This is a genomic window from Parendozoicomonas verongulae (assembly GCF_009711465.1).
Lineage (GTDB): Bacteria > Pseudomonadota > Gammaproteobacteria > Pseudomonadales > Endozoicomonadaceae > Sansalvadorimonas > Sansalvadorimonas verongulae.
Genome location: NZ_SMME01000857.1, coordinates 33,718 through 53,685 on the forward strand (window position 1 = coordinate 33,718; position 19,968 = coordinate 53,685).

The 19,968-nt window shown below is 50.4% G+C and carries 16 protein-coding genes and 1 tRNA gene; 10 read left to right on the plus strand and 7 right to left on the minus strand.

Features of this window, described 5'->3' with window-relative positions:
- Positions 1-23: 23 nt before the first annotated feature.
- The gene (locus E1189_RS16475; RefSeq protein WP_155161591.1) at positions 24-1,178 is read right to left on the minus strand and encodes a hypothetical protein; all 1,155 of its coding nucleotides are present in this window, start codon (positions 1,176-1,178) and stop codon (positions 24-26) included.
- 122 nt (positions 1,179-1,300) lie between these two features.
- Between E1189_RS16475 and E1189_RS16480 the strand changes: the two genes are divergently transcribed.
- Genes E1189_RS16480 through syd form a run of 5 tightly spaced genes read left to right on the plus strand, consistent with a single transcriptional unit; the run spans position 1,301 to position 6,165 of the window.
- Entirely contained in the window at positions 1,301-2,572 is a 1,272-nt protein-coding gene (locus E1189_RS16480) for an ABC transporter substrate-binding protein (protein ID WP_230460468.1), read from the plus strand.
- Positions 2,573-2,591: 19 nt separating this feature from the next.
- On the plus strand, positions 2,592-4,334 hold the full coding sequence (locus tag E1189_RS16485; protein ID WP_155161593.1) for an ABC transporter permease: 1,743 nt from the start codon (positions 2,592-2,594) through the stop codon (positions 4,332-4,334).
- Positions 4,324-4,965, plus strand: a complete 642-nt coding sequence (locus E1189_RS16490) for an ATP-binding cassette domain-containing protein (protein WP_155161595.1) — start codon at positions 4,324-4,326, stop codon at positions 4,963-4,965. Before E1189_RS16485 ends, E1189_RS16490 begins: the two co-directional genes overlap by 11 nt.
- A complete protein-coding gene (locus E1189_RS16495) occupies positions 4,958-5,590 on the plus strand; it encodes a CDP-alcohol phosphatidyltransferase family protein (RefSeq protein WP_155161596.1) in 633 nt (210 codons plus the stop codon). The genes E1189_RS16490 and E1189_RS16495 overlap by 8 nt, the downstream gene beginning before the upstream one ends.
- A gap of 14 nt (positions 5,591-5,604) precedes the next feature.
- Entirely contained in the window at positions 5,605-6,165 is a 561-nt protein-coding gene (syd, locus tag E1189_RS16500; RefSeq protein ID WP_155161599.1) for a SecY-interacting protein, read from the plus strand.
- Positions 6,166-6,183: 18 nt separating this feature from the next.
- Here the strand turns inward: syd and E1189_RS16505 are convergent, their stop codons facing one another.
- Positions 6,184-7,560 carry an MFS transporter gene (locus tag E1189_RS16505; RefSeq protein ID WP_155161600.1) on the minus strand — a complete coding sequence of 459 codons (1,377 nt, stop codon included), beginning with the start codon at positions 7,558-7,560 and terminating at the stop codon, positions 6,184-6,186.
- 85 nt (positions 7,561-7,645) lie between these two features.
- Here E1189_RS16505 and E1189_RS16510 point away from each other — a divergent pair, with 85 nt between their 5' ends.
- The 5 genes from E1189_RS16510 to E1189_RS16530 all read left to right on the plus strand — a co-directional run bounded on the left by E1189_RS16510 (position 7,646) and on the right by E1189_RS16530 (position 13,156).
- Entirely contained in the window at positions 7,646-8,083 is a 438-nt protein-coding gene (locus tag E1189_RS16510; RefSeq protein WP_155161602.1) for a DUF3010 family protein, read from the plus strand.
- A 220-nt stretch (positions 8,084-8,303) separates the two neighbouring features.
- A complete protein-coding gene (locus tag E1189_RS16515; RefSeq protein ID WP_155161604.1) occupies positions 8,304-9,086 on the plus strand; it encodes an amino acid ABC transporter substrate-binding protein in 783 nt (260 codons plus the stop codon).
- A gap of 73 nt (positions 9,087-9,159) precedes the next feature.
- Positions 9,160-9,828 (plus strand): amino acid ABC transporter permease, encoded by a 669-nt coding sequence (locus tag E1189_RS16520; protein WP_155161606.1) that lies wholly within the window; start codon positions 9,160-9,162, stop codon positions 9,826-9,828.
- Entirely contained in the window at positions 9,828-10,568 is a 741-nt protein-coding gene (locus E1189_RS16525) for an amino acid ABC transporter ATP-binding protein (protein WP_155161609.1), read from the plus strand. The genes E1189_RS16520 and E1189_RS16525 overlap by 1 nt, the downstream gene beginning before the upstream one ends.
- A 149-nt stretch (positions 10,569-10,717) precedes the next feature.
- Entirely contained in the window at positions 10,718-13,156 is a 2,439-nt protein-coding gene (locus E1189_RS16530) for an acyl-CoA dehydrogenase (RefSeq protein WP_155161611.1), read from the plus strand.
- Positions 13,157-13,233: 77 nt separating this feature from the next.
- On the opposite strand, the gene E1189_RS16535 is transcribed toward E1189_RS16530, so the two are convergent.
- The 5 genes from E1189_RS16535 to E1189_RS16555 form a co-directional block, all read right to left on the minus strand.
- Positions 13,234-16,686, minus strand: a complete 3,453-nt coding sequence (locus E1189_RS16535) for a hypothetical protein (RefSeq protein ID WP_155161613.1) — start codon at positions 16,684-16,686, stop codon at positions 13,234-13,236.
- A gap of 182 nt (positions 16,687-16,868) precedes the next feature.
- Positions 16,869-17,474 carry a hypothetical protein gene (locus E1189_RS16540; protein ID WP_155161615.1) on the minus strand — a complete coding sequence of 202 codons (606 nt, stop codon included), beginning with the start codon at positions 17,472-17,474 and terminating at the stop codon, positions 16,869-16,871.
- Between the two features lie 192 nt (positions 17,475-17,666).
- On the minus strand, positions 17,667-18,878 hold the full coding sequence (locus E1189_RS16545; protein WP_155161617.1) for an FAD-dependent monooxygenase: 1,212 nt from the start codon (positions 18,876-18,878) through the stop codon (positions 17,667-17,669).
- 51 nt (positions 18,879-18,929) lie between these two features.
- Complete coding sequence (locus E1189_RS16550; protein WP_329602090.1) at positions 18,930-19,649, minus strand: OmpA family protein; 720 nt, start codon at positions 19,647-19,649, stop codon at positions 18,930-18,932.
- A 158-nt stretch (positions 19,650-19,807) separates the two neighbouring features.
- Positions 19,808-19,884 (minus strand) — tRNA-Pro (locus E1189_RS16555).
- Positions 19,885-19,968 lie beyond the last annotated feature (84 nt).

Here is a 19,968-nt window from a genome sequence, read left to right on the forward strand (position 1 = left end):
CATCATTATTTTCCTCTCGTTCTTTATTGAAGTTTGGCTTTCGCTGTAACCGTCCAGCTAAGTTCGCTCTGCAACACGGCTTGCCCCCAATAATCCCTTATCCCCGGCGAAATGATGATTTTGTATTGGTGGCCCGGCGTCAGTGGCATGTCCGGGACAAAGCTGATCAGGTAGCCATTACGACGCCGGATGAGAAGAGACACTAAACCTCCCGTTGTCAGATCAATGGCATCGTACTCCCCGATAAAACTTTCGTTATCTATTGGGCGATCGGAAAGAAAGTGGAACTCACTCCAGGGGTCATCCTCGTCAACTGCGATCTCCCCCCCATCGCTCGGGAATATTGTGGGCTCTGCGGGCCTGTTGATTTGATGCAGACGATCCCAATAGAAGTTCCACAGTTTTGCTAAAGCCGCAGAGGTAAACTCCACCCCACCGGGTGCAGTTTCATAATTATTTCGTAGCCACGGATACAGTTCACTGTCCTGAAGGTCTGACCAGTAGTTGGTTATCACCCTTTTCAGCACGGCTCCCGCCAGAATGTTCTGCTCCCCTACAGCCAGGTGCTGATATGTCACATCGGTGTTCCCCATACCCTGGAAAACCTTATACAGGTCATCAAGGGGAGAAACACCGATCGGTATCAGATCAACCAGATACATATGATCATGCAACAGATATTTATCGATAAGGGTGTCCCGGCCGGTGAGAAAGGTATTGCTCTGGATAGCTGTATCTTTGTACTTTCTCGAGCGTCTGTCCATCAAGGTGTCGTAGGACTCATCTTCAAAACCATGGGCAATCATGCCCATCATATGGGCAATAAGAGGCTCGCAGAGCTCTGAGTCGAGCTGCCCCTGACACAGCTCTTGCACATACTGAAAATAAGCCACATGAAAATCGGGCCAGTGGGAAATCTCCGAGTAGTAGAAACCATTAACATACCCTCCATCGGGTAAGGCAGCACCCGCTCTCAGGTCATGGGGCCTGTCCTTCAGCAGTTTTTTCAGGTTTTCATCGCTTACCTGATCAACGGCCTTACTGGTCGTAAAAATATGAAACGTATAACCGGCGGCCTCTCCTGTGATGGGCAGCCCCCCTGCCACTGTACAAACCACCCATACCAGCAATAGCCGAAAGAGGCTTTGGGTGAAACCTTTTTTGTAGAAACCGCTCAACAAGACACCTCCTCCCTCTGTTTTTGTTACGTGAGGGCGTATAGAGCGCCTACAGAAAGAACAAGTTCACTACTTCTGACCAGGTTGTCACCATTTCTCTTTGGAAAGCGCCGGTGATACCTTTGTTTTTCCAAGGAAACAATGGCATTATCCAGCCCAATCTATTCATTATGCTGGTCACGGAATCTGCTATGCCTCTGCAGAAAAGCCTGAAAAAACTAATCACCTGCGCTTGCCTTCTTGCTGTTTCAGCGTTCAGTTACGCAAACAGCTGGCAGGAGACGCTGCAGGAAGCAAGAGGTCAGACCGTTTACATGAATGCCTGGGGAGGCAGTGAGTCTGTCAACGATTACCTGTTCTGGGCTTCCCACCAGTTAAAAGACCGTTACGGCATCATTTTGCGCCATGTGAAAGTGGATAATATTTCCACAGTCGTCAGCCGTATTCTGGCAGAGAAAACCGCTGGCCGTGATACCAATGGCTCCGTTGATCTTGTCTGGATCAACGGTGAAAACTTCCGTGCCATGAAAAGCAATAACCTGCTGTTTGGGCCTTTTGCCAACGATCTGCCCAACTGGCGCTTTATTGACCCTCAAGACAAACCCACCACCGTGATGGACTTCGGGGAACCCACCGATGGTCTGGAAGCCCCATGGGGTATGGCACAACTGGTATTTATTAACGACACAGAAACCGTTCCGAACCCACCCGACAGTGTGCAGGAGCTTCTGGCCTTTAGCCAAAAGAACCCCGGGCTGTTCACCTATCCTGCGCCCCCTGACTTTATTGGCACGACCTTTCTGAAACAGGCTTTGTCTGAGCTGACCCCGCATCCGGAGCGTCTGCTGCAACCGGTCAGCGAAGAGGACTTCGATCAGGTCACCCAGCCCCTGTGGAACTATCTGGACAAACTGCACCCGAACCTGTGGCGCAGTGGCCGTACCTTTCCCACCAGCGCCACAACGATGATTCCGCTGTTGGACGACGGTGAACTGGCCATCTCCCTGACTTTCAACCCGAATGAAGTGTCAGCAGCCATCAATAAAGGGCAGCTGCCGGATACTATGCGCACCTACGTGCACAGCAACGGCACTATTGGTAACACTCACTTCCTGGCTATCCCCTATAACAGCTCGGCAAAGGCTGCCGCTGAAGTTGTGATTAACTTTCTGATGTCGCCAGAAGCCCAGCTGCACAAAGCCGACCCAAAAGTCTGGGGGGATCCAACCGTTCTCAGCACAGGAAAGCTCGATACCGCTCAAGCCAAGGCGTTCCAAAACCAAAAGCTGGGTATAGCCACGCTGCACCCGGAAGAGCTGGGCACACCCCGCCCGGAACCAGACCCCTCATGGGTCGATGCTCTGGAGAAGGCATGGCTGCAGCGTTACCGCTAAGGCTTGGATGTCGTATTGAATGAGCGCTGTCAGTAATCATAATCAGAGTAAGCCAGGTTACACGCTGGCTTACTCCATCGCCCTGATTTTTCCCGCCATTACCATTGCCGGTTTTGCAGGGGTTTCGCTGCCCGCTTTCGGCTGGTTTCCTGCTCTGGGATTTGAATCTTTCTCCCTGACCCCCTGGCAAACCCTGATGACTACACCTGGCCTGTGGGAGATGGTGCTAACCACTCTGTTTGTCGGTTTAACAGCCACAGCCCTCAGCCTGCTGTTAACCTGTATTTTTGCCATCAGCTGCTGGCAAACACGCATTTGGAGCATCACCTCAAAGGCCCTTGCACCTTTGCTGGCAATTCCCCACTCAGCACTGGCCATTGGCGTATTGTTCCTGCTGGCTCCCAGTGGTTTGTTCAGCCGCCTGCTGGCGGGCCCGCTGGATTGGGCCCGGCCCCCTGATGTGTTATCCGTGAATGATCCACTGGGGCTGAGTCTGATTGTCACTCTGGTATTGAAAGAAGCGCCCTTCCTGTGCCTTATGCTGATGTCTGCGGTGAGTCAGACCCCGGTACGACGCCTGGTTCTTGCAGGGCGTTCACTGGGATATACCACCGCCCAAAGCTGGTTGAAACTGGCATGGCCGCAAATCTACCCAAAGATACGACTGCCGGTGTTTATTGTGCTGGCATTCTCCCTCTCGGTTGTGGATGTCTCACTGATTATCGGCCCGAACCTGCCACCTTTGCTGCCGGTGCAGGTGTTGTTCTGGCAACAGGATCCTGAAGCTTCCCTGTATCTGTTGGCTGCTGCCGGTTCTCTGCTATTACTAGGTATTGTTCTTACCGGTGCCGGAATGTGGCTGGGAGCAGAAGCCGCGTTAAAGAGATACCTGCGAACCTGGATGACAGCTGGCTACCGTGGTCATCGAAACCCGGTCCTTGTCCATGCAGGCCGCAGCACCTGGATTGTTATGCTATTTATGGCCCTGGCCACTCTGGTTGTTGTGAGCCTGTGGACAGTTGCGTGGCGCTGGCGCTTTCCAAATATCCTGCCATCGGTCTGGTCACTGAAGTCCTGGCTTGATGATTTCCCAAGACTAATAGATCCGTTAATGACTACGCTGGTGATAGCCTTTGCCAGCGCTGTCATTGGCATTGTTCTAAGTGTGATGTGCCTGGAGTTCCGCCCTACCCACAAACCCTGGAAAATGCGGTTAATGACAGCATTTTTCTACCTGCCGCTGCTACTGCCGCAGATGACCTTTCTTTTGGGTATTCAGGCATTTCTGGTGTCCTTCCACTGGGATGGCACATTAACGGCTGTGATTGCCTGCCATCTTTTGTTTGTCTTCCCCTATTGTTATCTGAGCCTGGCCGGTTCATGGGAACAGTATGACCAGCGTTACAGCCATGTGGGCAAGCTTTTGTGCGGCTGCCCCTGGAAAACCTTCTGGCAGGTGAAAATCCCCATACTGCTTACCCCGCTGATGACTACTCTGGCGCTGGGTATTGCTGTCAGTACAGCCCTTTACCTGCCCACTTTGATGGCCGGAGCTGGCCGCTTTGAAACCTTGACGACAGAAGCTGTGGCCCTTGCCACAGGCGGCAACCGGCGTCTTCTAGCCCTCTATGCACTGATGCAGATGCTTATCCCCATGTTGTTCTTTGCCCTGGCACTGCTGACACCTAAGTGGTCACAGTTGAAACACCGTAAAGACAGCTCCGTCCCGGCCAGTGGAAGGACACCACTTTATGAGCCTTGAACTCAATAACATAACGCTGGCTGTTCCCGGCCGTACCTTGCTCCACCAGTTTTCCCTGACAGTGCCACCCGGTGAGACGGTCTCCCTGATGGGTCCCAGCGGCTGTGGAAAATCGATCCTGCTCTCTTATATCAGTGGTGCCCATCACCCGCATGTGACCGGTGCAGGCCGCGTACTGATTAACGGGGAGGATGTAACAGACAAACCCATGGAAAAACGCAGAGTTGGCCTCCAGTTTCAGGATGATCTGCTATTCCCCCACATGACGGTGAATGGCAATCTGGCCTTTGCCCTGCACCCGGGCCTCAGTGCCAAAGAGCGCCAGTGGCGTATCGACGATGCCCTGAGTGCAGCCGACTTATCGGGCTATGGCAACATGCGTCCGGAAAACCTCTCCGGCGGGCAGCGTGCCCGAATCAGCCTGATGCGCACTCTGCTGGCAGAGCCCGCTGCACTACTGCTGGATGAACCTTTCTCTCGTCTGGATGCCCACCTGCGCCAGCAGATTCGTACCTTCGTATTCGATACTGTACGGGAAAAACATATTCCGGCTCTGCTGGTCACCCACGATGAACAGGACTGTAATGGTCGTGTGATCGAGCTGGTTAAAGAGGGTGTGGCACATGATTGATCGCTGGACACACGCCTGGGTGCAAGCTCCGCTCAACCTTCTGGCAAAATCACTGGTGGGAAAGGTGACCCCTGATCAGCTGACACTGGCGGGTTTTCTGATCGGCCTGCTGTCGGTACCATTGCTTGCAATGGAATGGTACATACCGGCGCTGATTGCCATTATGAGTAACCGGGTTCTGGATGGCCTTGATGGTACGCTGGCGCGCTATACCCAGCCGACTGATGCCGGTGGTTTTCTGGATATTTGTCTGGATTTTATCTTCTATGCGGCAGTGATTCTTGGCTTTGCACTGGCGAATCCAGCACAGAACGCACTGGCAGCGGCATTTCTGCTTTTCTGTTTTATGGGCACGGGCAGCAGCTTTCTGGCTTTTGCCATTATGGCGGAAAAACACCAGATTGAACGTATTCAGTTTGACAGCAAGTCTCTCTATTACCTTGGGGGCATCGCAGAAGGGACAGAAACTCTGCTGTTTTACGTAGCTATTTGCCTTTGGCCCCAACAATTCTCTACCCTTGCCTTCATTTTCGGCGCCTTGTGCCTGATAACCACTTTGACCCGCGTATACGGTGGCTATCGGACGCTGTCTCGTTTGCCCGGGCAGTCTGAGTCCCCATCTTGAGAGTGAGTATTTCAATGACGGAAAGCACGAATGCCGTTCAGCTGGCCCTGCAACAGTTTCACAACAACTATCTGAATCAGTACAAACAAATCCATGGTTGTTTACCTGTCTGCGAAAAGGATGAACAGTGGCTCTCCCCCTGTGAGCAGGCGCACCCTGACTCTGAGCTGACCTACTGGCAGCCAGTCACAGGCTCCCCGTCTCTGGACTTTAAAGGTCTGGAAAGTGCAATGGGCTTGTCTATCCACCCTGATGTGAGCACCTACTTTACCGCCTTTTTCAGTGGCCATATTCCGGCCCGCTGCACAGACGGTGATCTGGAGCTTCTGCAAATCTGGAACCGTGATGACTTTGACCGCCTTCAGGAAAACCTGATCGGGCATCTGATGATGAAGAAGAAAAAACGACAGGAGCCGACCATTTTCTTTGCCGTCACCGACAATGATGAAATTATTCTTTCTGTTGTGAATGCCACTGGTGAAGTCTGGGCTGAGCGGGTTGGGCAGAACCCTCACCGCAAACTGGCGAACAGTCTGCCGGAGTTTCTGAACACCCTTGAGGTTCCACCGGTGTAAACAGACAGTCAGACAGAGCTATCCTGTCGTTTGGCCTGATAGCTCTGTCGGAGTTTTGTTCTTCAGCGCTAATGCTCCCACCAGGCCAATACAGCCCACCAGAGTCAGATAGTAACCCGGTGTTGCTACATCCCCTGTCAGTTCCACCACAGCCATGATGCAGGGAGGTGCCATGCCGCCAAACACAGTCATCCCAACGTTGTAGGTTATCCCTATGCCGGAATAGCGTACGGGGGCCGGAAACAACGTAGCCAGAAAGACAGGAATCACCCCTGTATAAAAAGCCCCCATCAACGCAGCAGGCAAAGCAATCACCCATGCGCTATGACTTCCTTCCATCCAGAACGCAAAAAGCGGCATAACAACCGCTATCAACAGGCAAGCCATTAACACAGGCAGCTTTCGGCCTTCTATGCGGTCACACAGCCATCCACCAAGCAGACACAACGGGCTGACCACAGCAGAATACAGAGCCATAGCAAAACTGATATCTTCTGGTGAATACCCCAGCACACGGGTGTAGTAGCTTGGCCCGAATAGCAGAAGCACTGTAGCCACAGCTCCCGTCATCCCCATAACCAGAATACCCGTCACCAATGCACGTCGGTGGTTGCGTAGCAACGCTATAGCAGGAGTCCCATGATGCTGTTTTGCAGCCACCAAAGCCAGAAAAGCCGGAGATTCCTGAAACCGCCTTCGAATATAAAAGCTGATAAATCCAAGGCTGCCCCCAAGAACAAACGCCAGTCGCCACCCCCACTCTGCCACTGTGTTGTGCCCCAGCCAGCTCAGCAGAAAAGCGTGTACGCAAGACGCACCGGCCACACCCAGCATCAGAGCCATAAACAAAGTGCCACCCGCCAGCCCCGGCCGCGCCTGCGTCTCCCGTAAGTAAGTGATGGCTCCGGGAATTTCTCCTCCCAGAGAAAACCCCTGAATCAGCCTCAAGCCGATCAGGAGAGCCGGTGCCAGAACACCCAGCTCTGAGTATCCTGGCAAAAGCGCCATGCACAGAGTACTGCCAGCCATTAACAGCACACTCCAGGCAAAAGTGACCTTACGTCCGTAACGATCACCAATATGACCGAAGACAATGCCCCCCAAAGGCCGTACAAGGTAACCTGCAGAAAATGAGGAGAACACCAACAGCAGGGACATCATCTCATGCTGGGTCGGGAAAAAGTGGTCGGCAATATAGCCTGCCATCATGGCGTAGATGATAAAGTCATAGAGTTCAAGAAAGCCCCCAAGGGAGACAACTCCGATCACTTTCAGGGAACCAACCTGCGCTGGCCTGACTTGCCCGGGCGCTCTTTCACCGCTGTCGTTGCACACTCGCGTAAACTCTTCTTTTTGAAAGCCAGCAAAACATAGCACCGGTTTGTGCCATCGCATCAGTAATCTCACCTATATTGCCCAATTTGTGCACGCTCTCAGGTTATAATGACCCATTCAGATATTTATTCGGTCTTTTCACATAATGAAAGTCTGCAGTGTTGATATTCAGGGCAGCGAAGCTCTGTTCTGCCTCCTCTCTCTGGAAAACGGTTTGATGAACGCACACGAGTGTCGCCAAACCCGCATCCCCCTGAAAAAGGCAGACGAAAGAACCAGCGACACCGAACAGCTGCGTCGCTTCCAGTCCATCTTTGCCAAGGTGCTGGAAGATTATCAGATCAGTCACGTTGTAATTCGTGAGCGCCCCAAGAAGGGCAAGTTCGCCGGTGGTGCTGACGGTTTTAAAATTGAAGCAGCAATTCAGCTAATCACAGATGTGCGCGTAGAACTGATGCTTAACAGCGCGATTAAAGAACAGCTGAAGAAAACTCCTCTGCTGATTGATGTACGGGACGCTGGCCTGAAGAAGTTCCAGGAGGCCGCCTTTCAGACAGGGTTTGCCTGGTTGAACAAGCCTTAAACACAACAGGCGCCTTTTGTTTATACGACACAAGGCGCTTATAACTTTAAAGAATATATAAATACCTATTGATTACTTCTGATTCTGAATCTGTTCACGTATTGTTCATCCGCGTTGCCGGAAAGTTTGTTTGTCAGCTGTACCTCTAACACCTACCCTGATATATCCCCTTCGGTGGCATCTGTCTTCCTTCTTAAAAATGATCTGAGGCGTAAAGTCTATGTTTCGTCGTCTATCTTCGGCGGCTTTGGCTGTTGCCATGTCCGTCTTTCTGGTTGCCTGTGGCAGTCAGGACAAAGCTGACTCTGACACTGCTCAACCACTGAGAGTGGGCATGTCTGGAAGTTACTTCCCCTTTGGTTATACAGAAAATGGGGAGCTTCAGGGATTTGAAGTGGATGTGACCACTGAAATCGCCAAGCGTATGAATCGCCCTGTGGAATATGTAACCGGTCCATTCTCCAGCCTGTTTGGCATGCTGGAAAGCAACCGCGTCGACACTATCGCGAACCAGATCACCGTGACTGATGCACGTCGGGAGAAGTATAACTTCGCCGACTCTTACGTGTTTGACGGTGCGCAAATTACTGTGCGTGATGACAATGATGACATCCATGGTGTGGGTGATCTTCACGGAAAAACAGTGGCTGTAAACCTCGGTTCCAACTTTGAAGAACTGATCAAAGCTCATGATACCAACGGTGATATCGACGTTCGCACCTACAACACAGGTATCGAACAGGAAGTTGTACTGGGTCGTGCCGATGCTTTTATTATGGATCGTCTGTCAGCAGCCGAGCTGATGAAAAAGTCTGGCCTGCCTCTCAAGCCAGCGGGTGAGCCTATCGAAATCATCGAGAATTCCTTGCCCTTCCTGAAGAACGAACAGTCCGAAGCTCTTCGTCTGAAGGTTAATAAGGCACTGAAAGGCATGCGTGCTGATGGAACGCTCAAGGCTATCTCCGAGAAATGGTTTAAAACCGACATTACCAAAAAGAGTTAAACCCAAAGCATAATTCTGCCGGAATGCACATACTGTATTCCGGCGATATTGTTAAAGAATAAAGCTGGATACTATGACCGAGTTTGATTTCTCATTTGCCATGGGCCTGCTGCCCCAACTGCTGGATGCCCTGCCAACTACCCTGGGTATGACTCTTCTGGCCACAGTGCTGGCACTGGGGCTCGGTTTATGTCTGGCGTTATCCCAGATTTTTGACGTGAAGGGCTTGAGTCGTTTCACGGATTTTTATATTTCATTCTTCAGGGGCACACCTCTGCTGGTACAGCTGTTTTTGTTCTATTACGGCCTGCCCCAGATATTTCCGGCCATGACTTCCATCTCTGCTTTTGAGGCGGTCACTCTCGCTCTGGCCCTGCACTTTGCCTCCTATATGGCAGAAATCATCCGTGCTGCCATTCTGGGTATTGATCGTAGCCAGATGGAAGCCTGCCTCAGTGTAGGAATGGATCGCCTGACCGCCATGCGCCGAATTATTCTTCCCCAGGCGTCCCGCATTGCCCTGCCAGGTTTAATGAACAGCTTTATCGATTTGCTGAAAAGCACCTCTCTGGCCTTCACTCTGGGTGTAACAGAGATTATGTCCCGCGCTCAGCTGGAAGCAGCCTCCAGCTTTAATTTTCTGGAAAGCTATTTAGTGCTGGCGTTAGTGTACTGGATGCTGGTTATCATCATGACCTGGGTACAAAAACTCACCGAACGTCGTCTTGGAGAGGCTTACTAATGGCGCTGGCTACTATCACCAATCTGCACAAATCCTTCGGTGAAAATACTGTTCTTGATGGCATTGATCTCCAGATAGAGAAGGGTGAGATTGTTGTTATTCTGGGGCCTTCAGGCAGTGGTAAGTCTACACTCCTGCGTTGCCTCAATTTTCTGGAAACCCCAGAGCTGGGCGTTATTGATATCGCTGGCCAAAGTGTAGATGCAGCCACCAGCCATACAAAAGATATTCTTGCTTTGCGTCGTCACACGGCCTTTGTGTTTCAGAACTACGCCCTGTTCAAGAACAAAACGGCTCTTGGCAATATCACTGAAGCTCTGACCGTTGTAAAAGGTATGGCGGCACCGGTAGCGGAAGGGATAGCCATGGATATTCTGAAAAGTGTGGGGCTGGCAGATCGTCGTGATGCCTGGCCTTCAGAGCTATCCGGTGGCCAGCAACAGCGTATTGGTATTGGCCGGGCCATGGCACTGGATGCCGACCTGATGTTGTTTGATGAGCCTACATCTGCCCTTGATCCTGAAAAGGTGTACGAAGTGCTCGACCTGATGAAGCAGCTGGCTCGGCAAAAGCGCACTATGATCATCGTCACTCACGAGATCCCCTTCGCCCGGGAAGTGGCCGATCGCATCATTTTTATGGATGGCGGCAAAATTATCGAGCAAGGCATGCCTGAACAGGTACTGGACGCGCCACAGGATTCCCGTACTCAAACGTTCCTCCGCCAGGTGCTTTCCTAAGCATCTGGCCTCGAAAGCCCCTCCCGGACATAACGGGACAAGCTCCACTTGACTGTTTTGCCACCATCACAAGCGACTCCAGCCACTCTAAAAAAGTTCCAAATAGGGTTTCATGAATGTAGTATTCCTACCAGTAAAAGAGGCGCTTCATGTTCCTGTGGTCCCTGCTGTTTGTAACAGTGCTTATTACGCTGGCCTATAAGCGTACCAGCCTTACCCATGCGGCCTTTTCTATGGCGGGTTTGACTCTTATAGCCTGGATATTCGCACCTGCCAGCATCACAACGCTGTCTTTCATTGCTGCTGCCATCTTTGGCGCCTTATCTCAAACGGCACTTCGTGCAAGCACTGTTACCAGCCCGATTTTCAAAGTTTATAAAAAGCTGCTCCCTGAAATGTCAGACACCGAGAAAACCGCTCTGGAAGCTGGGACTGTGTGGTGGGATGGTGAGATTTTTTCCGGGAAGCCTGACTGGAGCATACTCAAGCAGCACCCAAATACGGCACTTTCTCAGTATGAACAGGATTTTCTCGACAATCAGGGCAACACTCTGGCCTCCATGATTGACGAGTGGAGAATTAACAACGATGGCGATATGGCTCCTGAAATATGGAACTATATGAAAAACGAACGTTTCTTCGCCATGATCATTCCCAAACGATATGGTGGCCTTGGTTTTTCCGCACAGGCACAGTCTGCGGTTTTGCAAAAGCTTTCCTGCCTGTCGAGTGCTGCCTTCTCCACAGTGGGTGTACCCAACTCTCTCGGCCCCGGTGAACTGCTTTTGAAGTACGGCACGGACGATCAGAAAAACTATTATCTGCCCCGTCTGGCAGATGGGAGGGATATTCCCTGTTTTGCGTTGACAGGCCCCCGCGCAGGCTCCGATGCCACCTCACTTCCCGACACAGGTGTTGTCTGTAAAGGTGAGTATGAAGGCAAGGACATGTTGGGTATTCGTATGAATTTCTCTAAGCGCTACATTACTCTGGCGCCTGTAGCCACGGTGGTGGGAATGGCGTTCCGCATGTTTGACCCCGATGGTCTGCTGGGTGATCAGAGCGATATCGGTATCACCGTCGCTCTGCTGCCTCGGGGCCTGAAAGGTATGGAGATTGGCCGGCGTCACAAGCCTCTGGGTTCGCCCTTTCTGAATGGGCCGATTCGTGGTGAGGATGTATTTATTCCGCTGGACTTTATTATTGGCGGGCCAGACATGCGCGGAAAAGGTTGGAAAATGCTGGTCGAATGCCTCTCTGTTGGTCGCTGTATTACCCTGCCTTCCTGTAGTGCGGGCGGTGGGAAATACGGTATCGCTGCTGCAGGTGCCTACTCACGAATCCGCCGTCAATTCGGTGTACCTATCGCCAGGTTAGAAGGTGTTCAGGATGCAATTGCCCGTATCGCAGGCAATACCTATATTGCAGCTGCAGGCGCACGTGTTACTGCAATTGCCATAGATCAGGGGGAAAAGCCCTCTGTACCTTCCGCCATTCTCAAGTACAACCTTACGGAAATGGCGCGACAGACCGCTTTAGACAGCATGGACATTCACGGCGGCAAGGCCCTTATCACTGGCCCCAATAACTATGTGGCTTCCGGTTATGCATCGGTTCCTGTTGCAATTACCGTGGAAGGGGCAAACATTCTTACTCGCTCCATGATCACCTTTGGTCAGGGTGCCATTCGCTGCCACCCGTATGTGCTGCCTGAGATGCACGCAGTCCAGAACAACGACCTGGAGGCTTTCGATAAAGCCTTGTTTGGGCACTTTGGGTTTATTTTCTCCAATGCCGCGCGCTCTGTTGTGTTGGGGGTGACAGATGCCCGCTTCACCTCAGTATCGGACAATAGTCCGGCTCGGCACTATTACCAGCAGATTAATCGCTATGCGTCGTCTTTCGCCCTGACAGTAGATATATGCATGTTCTCTTTGGGTGGCAAACTCAAGTTCCGTGAACTGATTTCTGCTCGGCTGGCCGACATGCTCTCAAAAGCCTATCTGGCCTCCTGTGTTTTGAAACACTGGGACGATCAGGGAAAGCACAACGCAGACTTTCCCTTGGTAGAATATGCCTGCCAAAAGCTGTTTTTTGAATTTGAAGAAGCCTTGGATGGTGTATTGAACAACCTGCCTACTCGCCCCCTGGCCTGGTTACTCCGTAGCCTGACGCTGCCTCTGGGGCGTCGTGCCCAAAAGCCAGGGGACAAGCTCATTAACCATATTGTTGGGCTGACAACAGCCAAAACGGAAACCCGTGAACGCCTGATTCAAGGCATTTACAGAGGTGAGATGATGAGCAATGGTCAGCGAAACCCTCTGGCTGTTTATGATTCACTCCTCGACCGTGCTGATCGGGCTGACCCCATTTATAAGAAAATCGGGCAGGCTCTCAAGGCTGGAAAATATAACGAAGCCGAACTCACCATTGAAGGCCGGATCGCTGAAGGTGTTGCCATGGGCATTCTGACTCAAGAAGAAGGTGACTTTATGCTGGCTTTTGAAAGGGACGTGCTGGATATGGTGAATGTCGATGATTTCCCGCTAGAACACTTTGGGCCGGTGGCGGAAAACCGCAACAAATAGCATCATCGAAATAAACCACTAAAAACTCTCCGTATTGTGAATACATAACACGCACAATACGGAGGCTTTAGTTCAGGTTAAACCAGGTCGATTCTTCTGGCATCACAGGTGGTCTGATCAAACAGAGTAAGCAGTGTCGCAACTCTGTCAGCCTGCCCAGGGAGGGCCCCATCAAGAGCCTCTTCCAGTTTTCGACGCTGCTCAATAACGTAGTGTTCTCGTTTTGTTTGCTGTGCCCCTGCCACAGTCATATCAATCATCACCTTGTTGATATGTGCAGAAAATTCAGACACGACTTGTTTCTCATTTCCACCAGCCTCTGTCAGATATTTCAGTAAGTTACCGGTCTCGCCTAAAGATAACCGTTTACTCGGCATAAGCGGTGCCGATCTGGAGGTTGGCCGATCAGGAATCGAGCTAAGGGGAACCTGTTCTGTTACTGCCAAAAGCTCCTTTTTTCTATCCGGATGCTTCTCGGACACGACTCCCCTTTCACGCCTTAACAGCCTTAGCGTGTTAAACATCGACCGGTTATCTTCACTGGCCCTGCGCCGTCTAGTTAATCCTCTGCCACCTTGGTCTGTTTCTTCAGCCAAATGGGGCATCGACCCTCCTCCCAGATCTCGCTTTAGAGGGCGAGCATCAGAGACGGGCAGTTGCTCAGGGCAGCTCTCATCCCATTTAGGCGGCACAGCCGGATACTTAGCGTAATAGAGTCTTGCATACTCAACAACAGAGTCAGCCTCTTTCTCTGAGACCTTGGCCCCTGCACAGTAGTCCCTTATCTGACCTTCCCACTCAAAATCGTCAACGTCAGCAATAATCACTGCACGTAATTGGTCCATAATCTGGAGCATTTTTGTTTTTTGGGGGAGCCCCAACGCTGTGCTCAGACAACGCTGAGCATTCTTTGTTACCGGAATATTGCACAGCAGTTTCTTTCGCTTTCTCATGCGCATTGTTCGGCTATATCTTACAAGTGCGCGAGAATCAATGAGCGCCTCTTCTGGTGCTGGATGAGATTCCCGATCAGACAACTTTTCATCATCGGTCGGTACAATATCGACATTCAGAAGATCATCCCGAGACTTGAATTTCTCGAACATGGCAGGATTCATCTCAACACTATGGGTTCTGCCCTGACCAATATTGGTAATAACCCAACCGTCTTTCTGGGTGTGAATCAAACGGCTGTCGCCTTCTTCCAAGGCCAGATCCATACCATCTTGATCGCTACGGTACTCGCAAAGATACTCAGGCAGTCTACGACAGATGCCAAACCCAAAGCGTACAACAGAACCACAGCTCTGCACTGCCTTTTTTATAGCATCTATCTTCTTATGCTCCTCATCGTACGCTTTGATACTATCCAGAACCGCCAAAACAGAACGCTGTTCTTCAGGATCTGAAATATAACGCCCTATGGATTCAGGCTCCTTCTTGATCAAGGTCGCAATATGCAAGTTCTGAGCATTGGCTGCACTCATAAACTTGTCATCTACTTTTCTGGCTTGATCTGTTTTTTCCGGATCTTCCGCCCTGGCTTTATCAATATCCTTAATCGCCTGGACTTTATCCGCTGTAGCTTTTACCAAACGCTTTTTATTGGCAGAGAGGTAATCCCGTTGTTTTTTGGTTAATGTCCGATGAATATCAATGCCTAATTCAACATGTGTCAAGGTCACGTCTTCACCGTCACAAACTGCATGCATGCGAATAGAAAAAAAACTGTCTCCTTGATACTTTTCCGGTTCATTATCCGAGCCTTTAAAGTGGTCAAAGTGTAAACGGCTGAATAACTCGACCCTGCCATCACCCCAGTCATTGATTTCAAGATGCCCTTTACTGGTTTGCGCCGCTCCTGAACGATGCTTCTCTGTTGGACGCACAGCAATATCACAACGGGGGAAGAGGTGATCTGTCGCACTCATGTAGAGTTCATTCAGTGCGCCCTGAGTCACTCCACCAGTGACCAGCTGAACCAAGCGGTCAGATTTGCCCAGAACATGGGTCAGGACTGCAACCAAGTGTTGCCCTGTCGCATCTGTTTCAAGATAATTTTTCCTGACATCCTGAACAGCCTGTTTCATTTCCGGGGTGGGCTCACTCTCCCCCTTTTTACCTCGCACTGAAGCAGGGAATCCATCCCCTTGCCGGTCTCTAAGAAGAACTTTGGCTTTGTCCTGAACAGTTTTCTGGTAGTCCTGCAAAAAGGCTGCGCTTGAGAAAACAGGCAGCAATGGTAGCTCCGGAGCGACACAACGCTGAATCACACAGTCAAACCGATAGGCATCGCTACACAGGGAATTTTCATCGTTATTCAGTTCACTGGTCAGAGCCTTCTGGGCTTTACTCGACAGTTTGTCCCAGTTCTCTCGACCGCTCAAAGCAAACGCCTTGCCTTCCTGCATACGAATAAACAAGCTATTGGCCAGCTCTTTATAGCACTCCTGGGGAATCGCAATTGGCTCACCATCGACCGTCAGGGTCGCTTTGAAAGGAATATAGTAATCTCCGTCCTGCTTATCCCACGGACAGTGAGGCATGACAAAGTCAGGCATAAAGTCACAACTGGGTGTAGTCAGTTCATCGGAGGAAATACCATATGGTGCAACCAGATAGCGGAACATGGCACTCAAAGACTGCATTTTCTTACCCATATCCTCCTCACTCAGACATAGAGTTTGGGAGGCTCGTGCTTGAACAGCTTCTTTTGTCCATAGGTTCTTGGATACGGAGGGAAAGTGATGAAGTGCAGGAAAGTGCTCACTCACAGCTGCACGTATAATCGCCTGCTTTCTAGCGATATCCTCTTTGTTGATCTTGTGCGTCTTCGGATTGCGTTTGACCTTATGCTGTTTCGACAATTCAAGGAGCTGCTTCAATAATTTTTCATCGTCCGTCAGTCTTGAAGTGGACGAGCCCGACGCTGCAGAGGAGAATAGACTTCTTCGCTCTGGTCTGCCCTTTGTGTCCAAAGCAGATAAGATTCTCTTACGGGTTTCGTGCATATCTGCATCAACAAGAAACTTGATTAGCAGGCCACACTGACATAGATAGTTTTCTGATGTAACCGTTTTGCCCAGAGCTTTTACCTTCTCTTCCAGTGTCCTTCTATCAATAGCAAGTTCATCTTGTAACGATGCTATGGAGCCGAAGGACGAGGGAGTACCAGAGCCTGCCAGTGAGAAAGGAGGCTGTAATAAGCCACTACTATCCTCTGCTGATTGAGTTGATAATTCCTCGCTGGAAGTGTATTGACGAAGTCTCGTAGAGTGATACGCCTCACCAGGCTGGGAAAGCATCCTTTGCACCGGTACAGTTTTAGGAGTAGACCAGTCGGAGAACCTTCTTTCGCGCCTTCTAAGGGGGGATGCATGCACTTGCTCATCCGACAGACGAACTTCAGGGCCGGCAATATAGAAGCGTCCGACCTGTCCAGGAATGCTCTTACTTTCACTGTCAAGACTTTCCCGGCTATCACTGCGTCCGGTACTTTCCATACTGCTGTATCGTTTACTAGATTCCATATCACACTCGTCCGTTGATTTCATAAGAATTACGTGTGACCGTTTTTTAAGGCGAGTTACTCGGGGAGGATAGCCATATTGTCTGGATTAATAACCCTCTGCTGAGGCATCCTGACAATATAAAACCGCCAGAGAGCATACTCTGGCGGTTTTGGAAAGGTGATGACAGATTTGCGAGGGAATCAGGCTGCCGCTGTTTCCTTCGTTTTTTTCTTGGAAGACTGCTCCTGTTGTGCGGATTCCAGCCCCTCAATTTTCTCTTTCAAGGAAGCCACTTCCTTATTCAGCTCATCCAGCTCCACTTTGCGGCTGCGGGCCAGACGGGCAGATTCTGTAAGCTGTTTTTTCAGCTCTTTCACTTCTTTCTGAGCGTTGGCTGCCTGCTTAATTTTCTTTTCCGGCTCCATGTGGCGGAGCTTTTTCAATTCGCCCTGATCAGCCTTACCCAGCTTGATCTGCTCCTGCAGCTTTTTCTCAAGGGTGTCAATTTTACGCAGGGCTTTGGTTTTATCAGATTCCAGTGATTCGGCCAGAACCTGAACCTCTTCGAGTTGCCCCTGCAGGCGGCTGGTTTCGGTATAGCTCTTATTGGCGAGAGCTTTTTGGTCAGAACTTTGCGCTGACAGTGTCGAAATCTGCTGTTGAGCCCGCTTCAGGCTTCTTTCCAGGTCTTCAATACGCTGCTGGTAAACCTTGCGTATTTTTTCTTCACAGGTCTGAAAAAATTCAACGCGGTATTCAATGATGGCTTTCAGGTCAGCTTCGAGCTCTTGTTCTCTGCTAAGCACGTCGAAAAAGTACTCCCGATTGTTACAGTGTAAGAATTTTAAGGGGGTGAATGGAGAATGTATCAATAAGTACCCGGACCATAGATATGAGACCTCACCCTGACAGTTATTATGTTATCAGAAGACAGTCTATCAACAAGGAAGAATGAGTGAATACCGTACTAATGAAGCAATTATTCACATTTTTTACATTTACACCTCAGTTTGAAACAACCATCTCCAGCCATTTGTGTGTACCGGCCCATGATTTTTCAAAACCAGATTACGTGCCTGAACCTCTGTATGGGAAAGCTCTTTGAGTTTTTCATTGGAGCGCTGACAGACTTGTGTTACTCGCTCTGTTCGTCTTGCTACAAAAGCAGTAATACCCTGGGTAACGGAAGAACTGCGCTCCAGCTCTTCGCGTAAAACCGCCACATCCTCCAATCCTTGAGCCACACCCTGCTGTAAAACAGGCCCACATCCATGGGCAGCATCGCCCAGACACAATACTCTTTCGAAGCCTGAACGATTCCAAACGGGTTCAGGCATAACACTCATACGGCCGCAAATAAGCGGGGATTGAGAATCCAGGTTTTCTATTACTGTTTTTACAGGCCGACTGTAATCGGAAAAAGTGTCCTGTAACAGGGACAGGTTCACAGAGGCGTCTCTGGCTCTTTGAAAGGAGTCAGTTATATGCCCGTAACAGTAGCACCGTCCATTTTTCAATGGATAGATAAGAAACGCAGAATTCTGACCTAAATAGAGGTGGGGGTCAGTGACCTTTGGCATCGGATTGTCTGTAAGAAATCGCCAGCAGAACAACCCCATATCCTCTGGTTCCACATCCGCTATCCAGCGTACTCTTGAAGGAGAGAATATCCCCTCACATATCAATAATATGGATGCGCGGAATATCTGCCCATTCTCCAGAACAGTGCTGACACCTTCGTCTAGCGGTTCAAGGTGCTGGATAGCCTGCCCCATAATGATATGGCTGCTATCAATACCTTCACGCATTGTCTGATGGAGGCTATGGTGAGACAGGGCAAGATAGGGATGAGCGTCTGGGTGTAACCCTTGAAATGATTCCTGACACAACAACCGGCCTATATCGTCGTAATAGGCGATGGCATGGCCTTCCTGTGCATAGAGGCTCACTGCCTCCAGTAACCCTAAGGTTTTCAATTGCTTTGTTGCATTGGCCGGGAGGGCAATACCGGCCCCACAGCATTCCCACTGCCTTCTGCGTTCAATAATGGTTGTCTGCCACCCGGCTTGTTGGAAGGCTCGAGCAGCAGCTAATCCGGTAATTCCAGCCCCAGAGATAATGACGGAGCGCTTCTCACCTTTATGCACGTTTGTTGGCTCTTTCTTCTTATTCAATTGTTGGATCAGAACGTCGCTAATTGGTTCAAACAAAAGCCTCTGCTAAAAGGGCCAGCATGAAAATCAAAGCTGGCCCTGTTTTCATCAATGACTGACATCCCCTTCGACACGACGATTCATCTGTCGGCCCTCTTTGGTTTTGTTATCGGCTGCCGGGTGATCAGTACCGTAGCCTTGGATAGTAATGCGAGTAGGAGACACCCCAAGATCAATCAAAAAGTCACGGGTAGAATTTGCACGCATCTCCGAGAGTTTCTGGTTAAATTCTTTAGGCCCGGTGCTGTCGGTATAGCCTTTTAAATGGATAAGGGCATGAGGGTGATCTTTCAGGAAAGCAGCTTCTTGCTCTAACGTCTCTTTTGCATACTCAGACAGGTCGGCGGAAGAGGATTCGAACAGAACAGGACCAAGCACGACCTTACGTATGATTGGACACCCTTCGCTATCCACATAGGCGCCTGGAGGAGTATTGGCACACTTATCAAAGACATCAGGTACACCATCGCCGTCAGAGTCTTTCGGGCAGCCTTTGGCTTTCACATCCCAGCCAGGAATATGAATAGGGCACTCTGTCTCGGATGGTGACTTATCACCGGTCACAGCACAAATCACACCGCCAATAACGGCTCCACCTAGCAGTCCCCATCCAGCAGCCTCTCTACTCTCCGTTGCACCTCCGACGCCCCCCACAGCACCTCCAGCCAAAGCACATTTCCACCAGTCATTCACAGTCCTTTGATAACCTGCACAGCCACTGAGTAGTAGACTGACAACAACAGTCACAAGAAATGTTTGCCTGATCACAATAACGACTCCACAGGGCTATGCCCTAACGAAAACCAAGAAAGTGATCGGGCAAGTGTAGGAGGAAAATAGAAATGAGAAAGAAAGGCACACAAAAAAGAAGCAATAAAAAAGGGTCAGCCCGAAGTTTGACCCTTTGTATTTTCTATAAAAAAGATTGGTCGGGGTAGAGAGATTCGAACTCCCGACATCCTGCTCCCAAAGCAGGCGCGCTACCAGACTGCGCTATACCCCGAATTAACTTTTTACGAAAAGCTAGAAAAATGGAGCTCTTAACCAGATTTGAACTGGTGACCTCATCCTTACCAAGGATGCGCTC

Coding starts and splice junctions, on each gene's coding strand:
- E1189_RS16485 (WP_155161593.1), top strand. CDS start 2,592: ATGAGCGCTGTCAGTAATCATAATCAGAGTAAGCCAGGTTACACGCTG.
- E1189_RS16490 (WP_155161595.1), top strand. CDS start 4,324: ATGAGCCTTGAACTCAATAACATAACGCTGGCTGTTCCCGGCCGTACC.
- E1189_RS16495 (WP_155161596.1), top strand. CDS start 4,958: ATGATTGATCGCTGGACACACGCCTGGGTGCAAGCTCCGCTCAACCTT.
- syd (WP_155161599.1), top strand. CDS start 5,605: ATGACGGAAAGCACGAATGCCGTTCAGCTGGCCCTGCAACAGTTTCAC.
- E1189_RS16505 (WP_155161600.1), bottom strand. CDS start 7,560: ATGCGATGGCACAAACCGGTGCTATGTTTTGCTGGCTTTCAAAAAGAA.
- E1189_RS16510 (WP_155161602.1), top strand. CDS start 7,646: ATGAAAGTCTGCAGTGTTGATATTCAGGGCAGCGAAGCTCTGTTCTGC.
- E1189_RS16515 (WP_155161604.1), top strand. CDS start 8,304: ATGTTTCGTCGTCTATCTTCGGCGGCTTTGGCTGTTGCCATGTCCGTC.
- E1189_RS16520 (WP_155161606.1), top strand. CDS start 9,160: ATGACCGAGTTTGATTTCTCATTTGCCATGGGCCTGCTGCCCCAACTG.
- E1189_RS16525 (WP_155161609.1), top strand. CDS start 9,828: ATGGCGCTGGCTACTATCACCAATCTGCACAAATCCTTCGGTGAAAAT.
- E1189_RS16530 (WP_155161611.1), top strand. CDS start 10,718: ATGTTCCTGTGGTCCCTGCTGTTTGTAACAGTGCTTATTACGCTGGCC.
- E1189_RS16535 (WP_155161613.1), bottom strand. CDS start 16,686: ATGGAATCTAGTAAACGATACAGCAGTATGGAAAGTACCGGACGCAGT.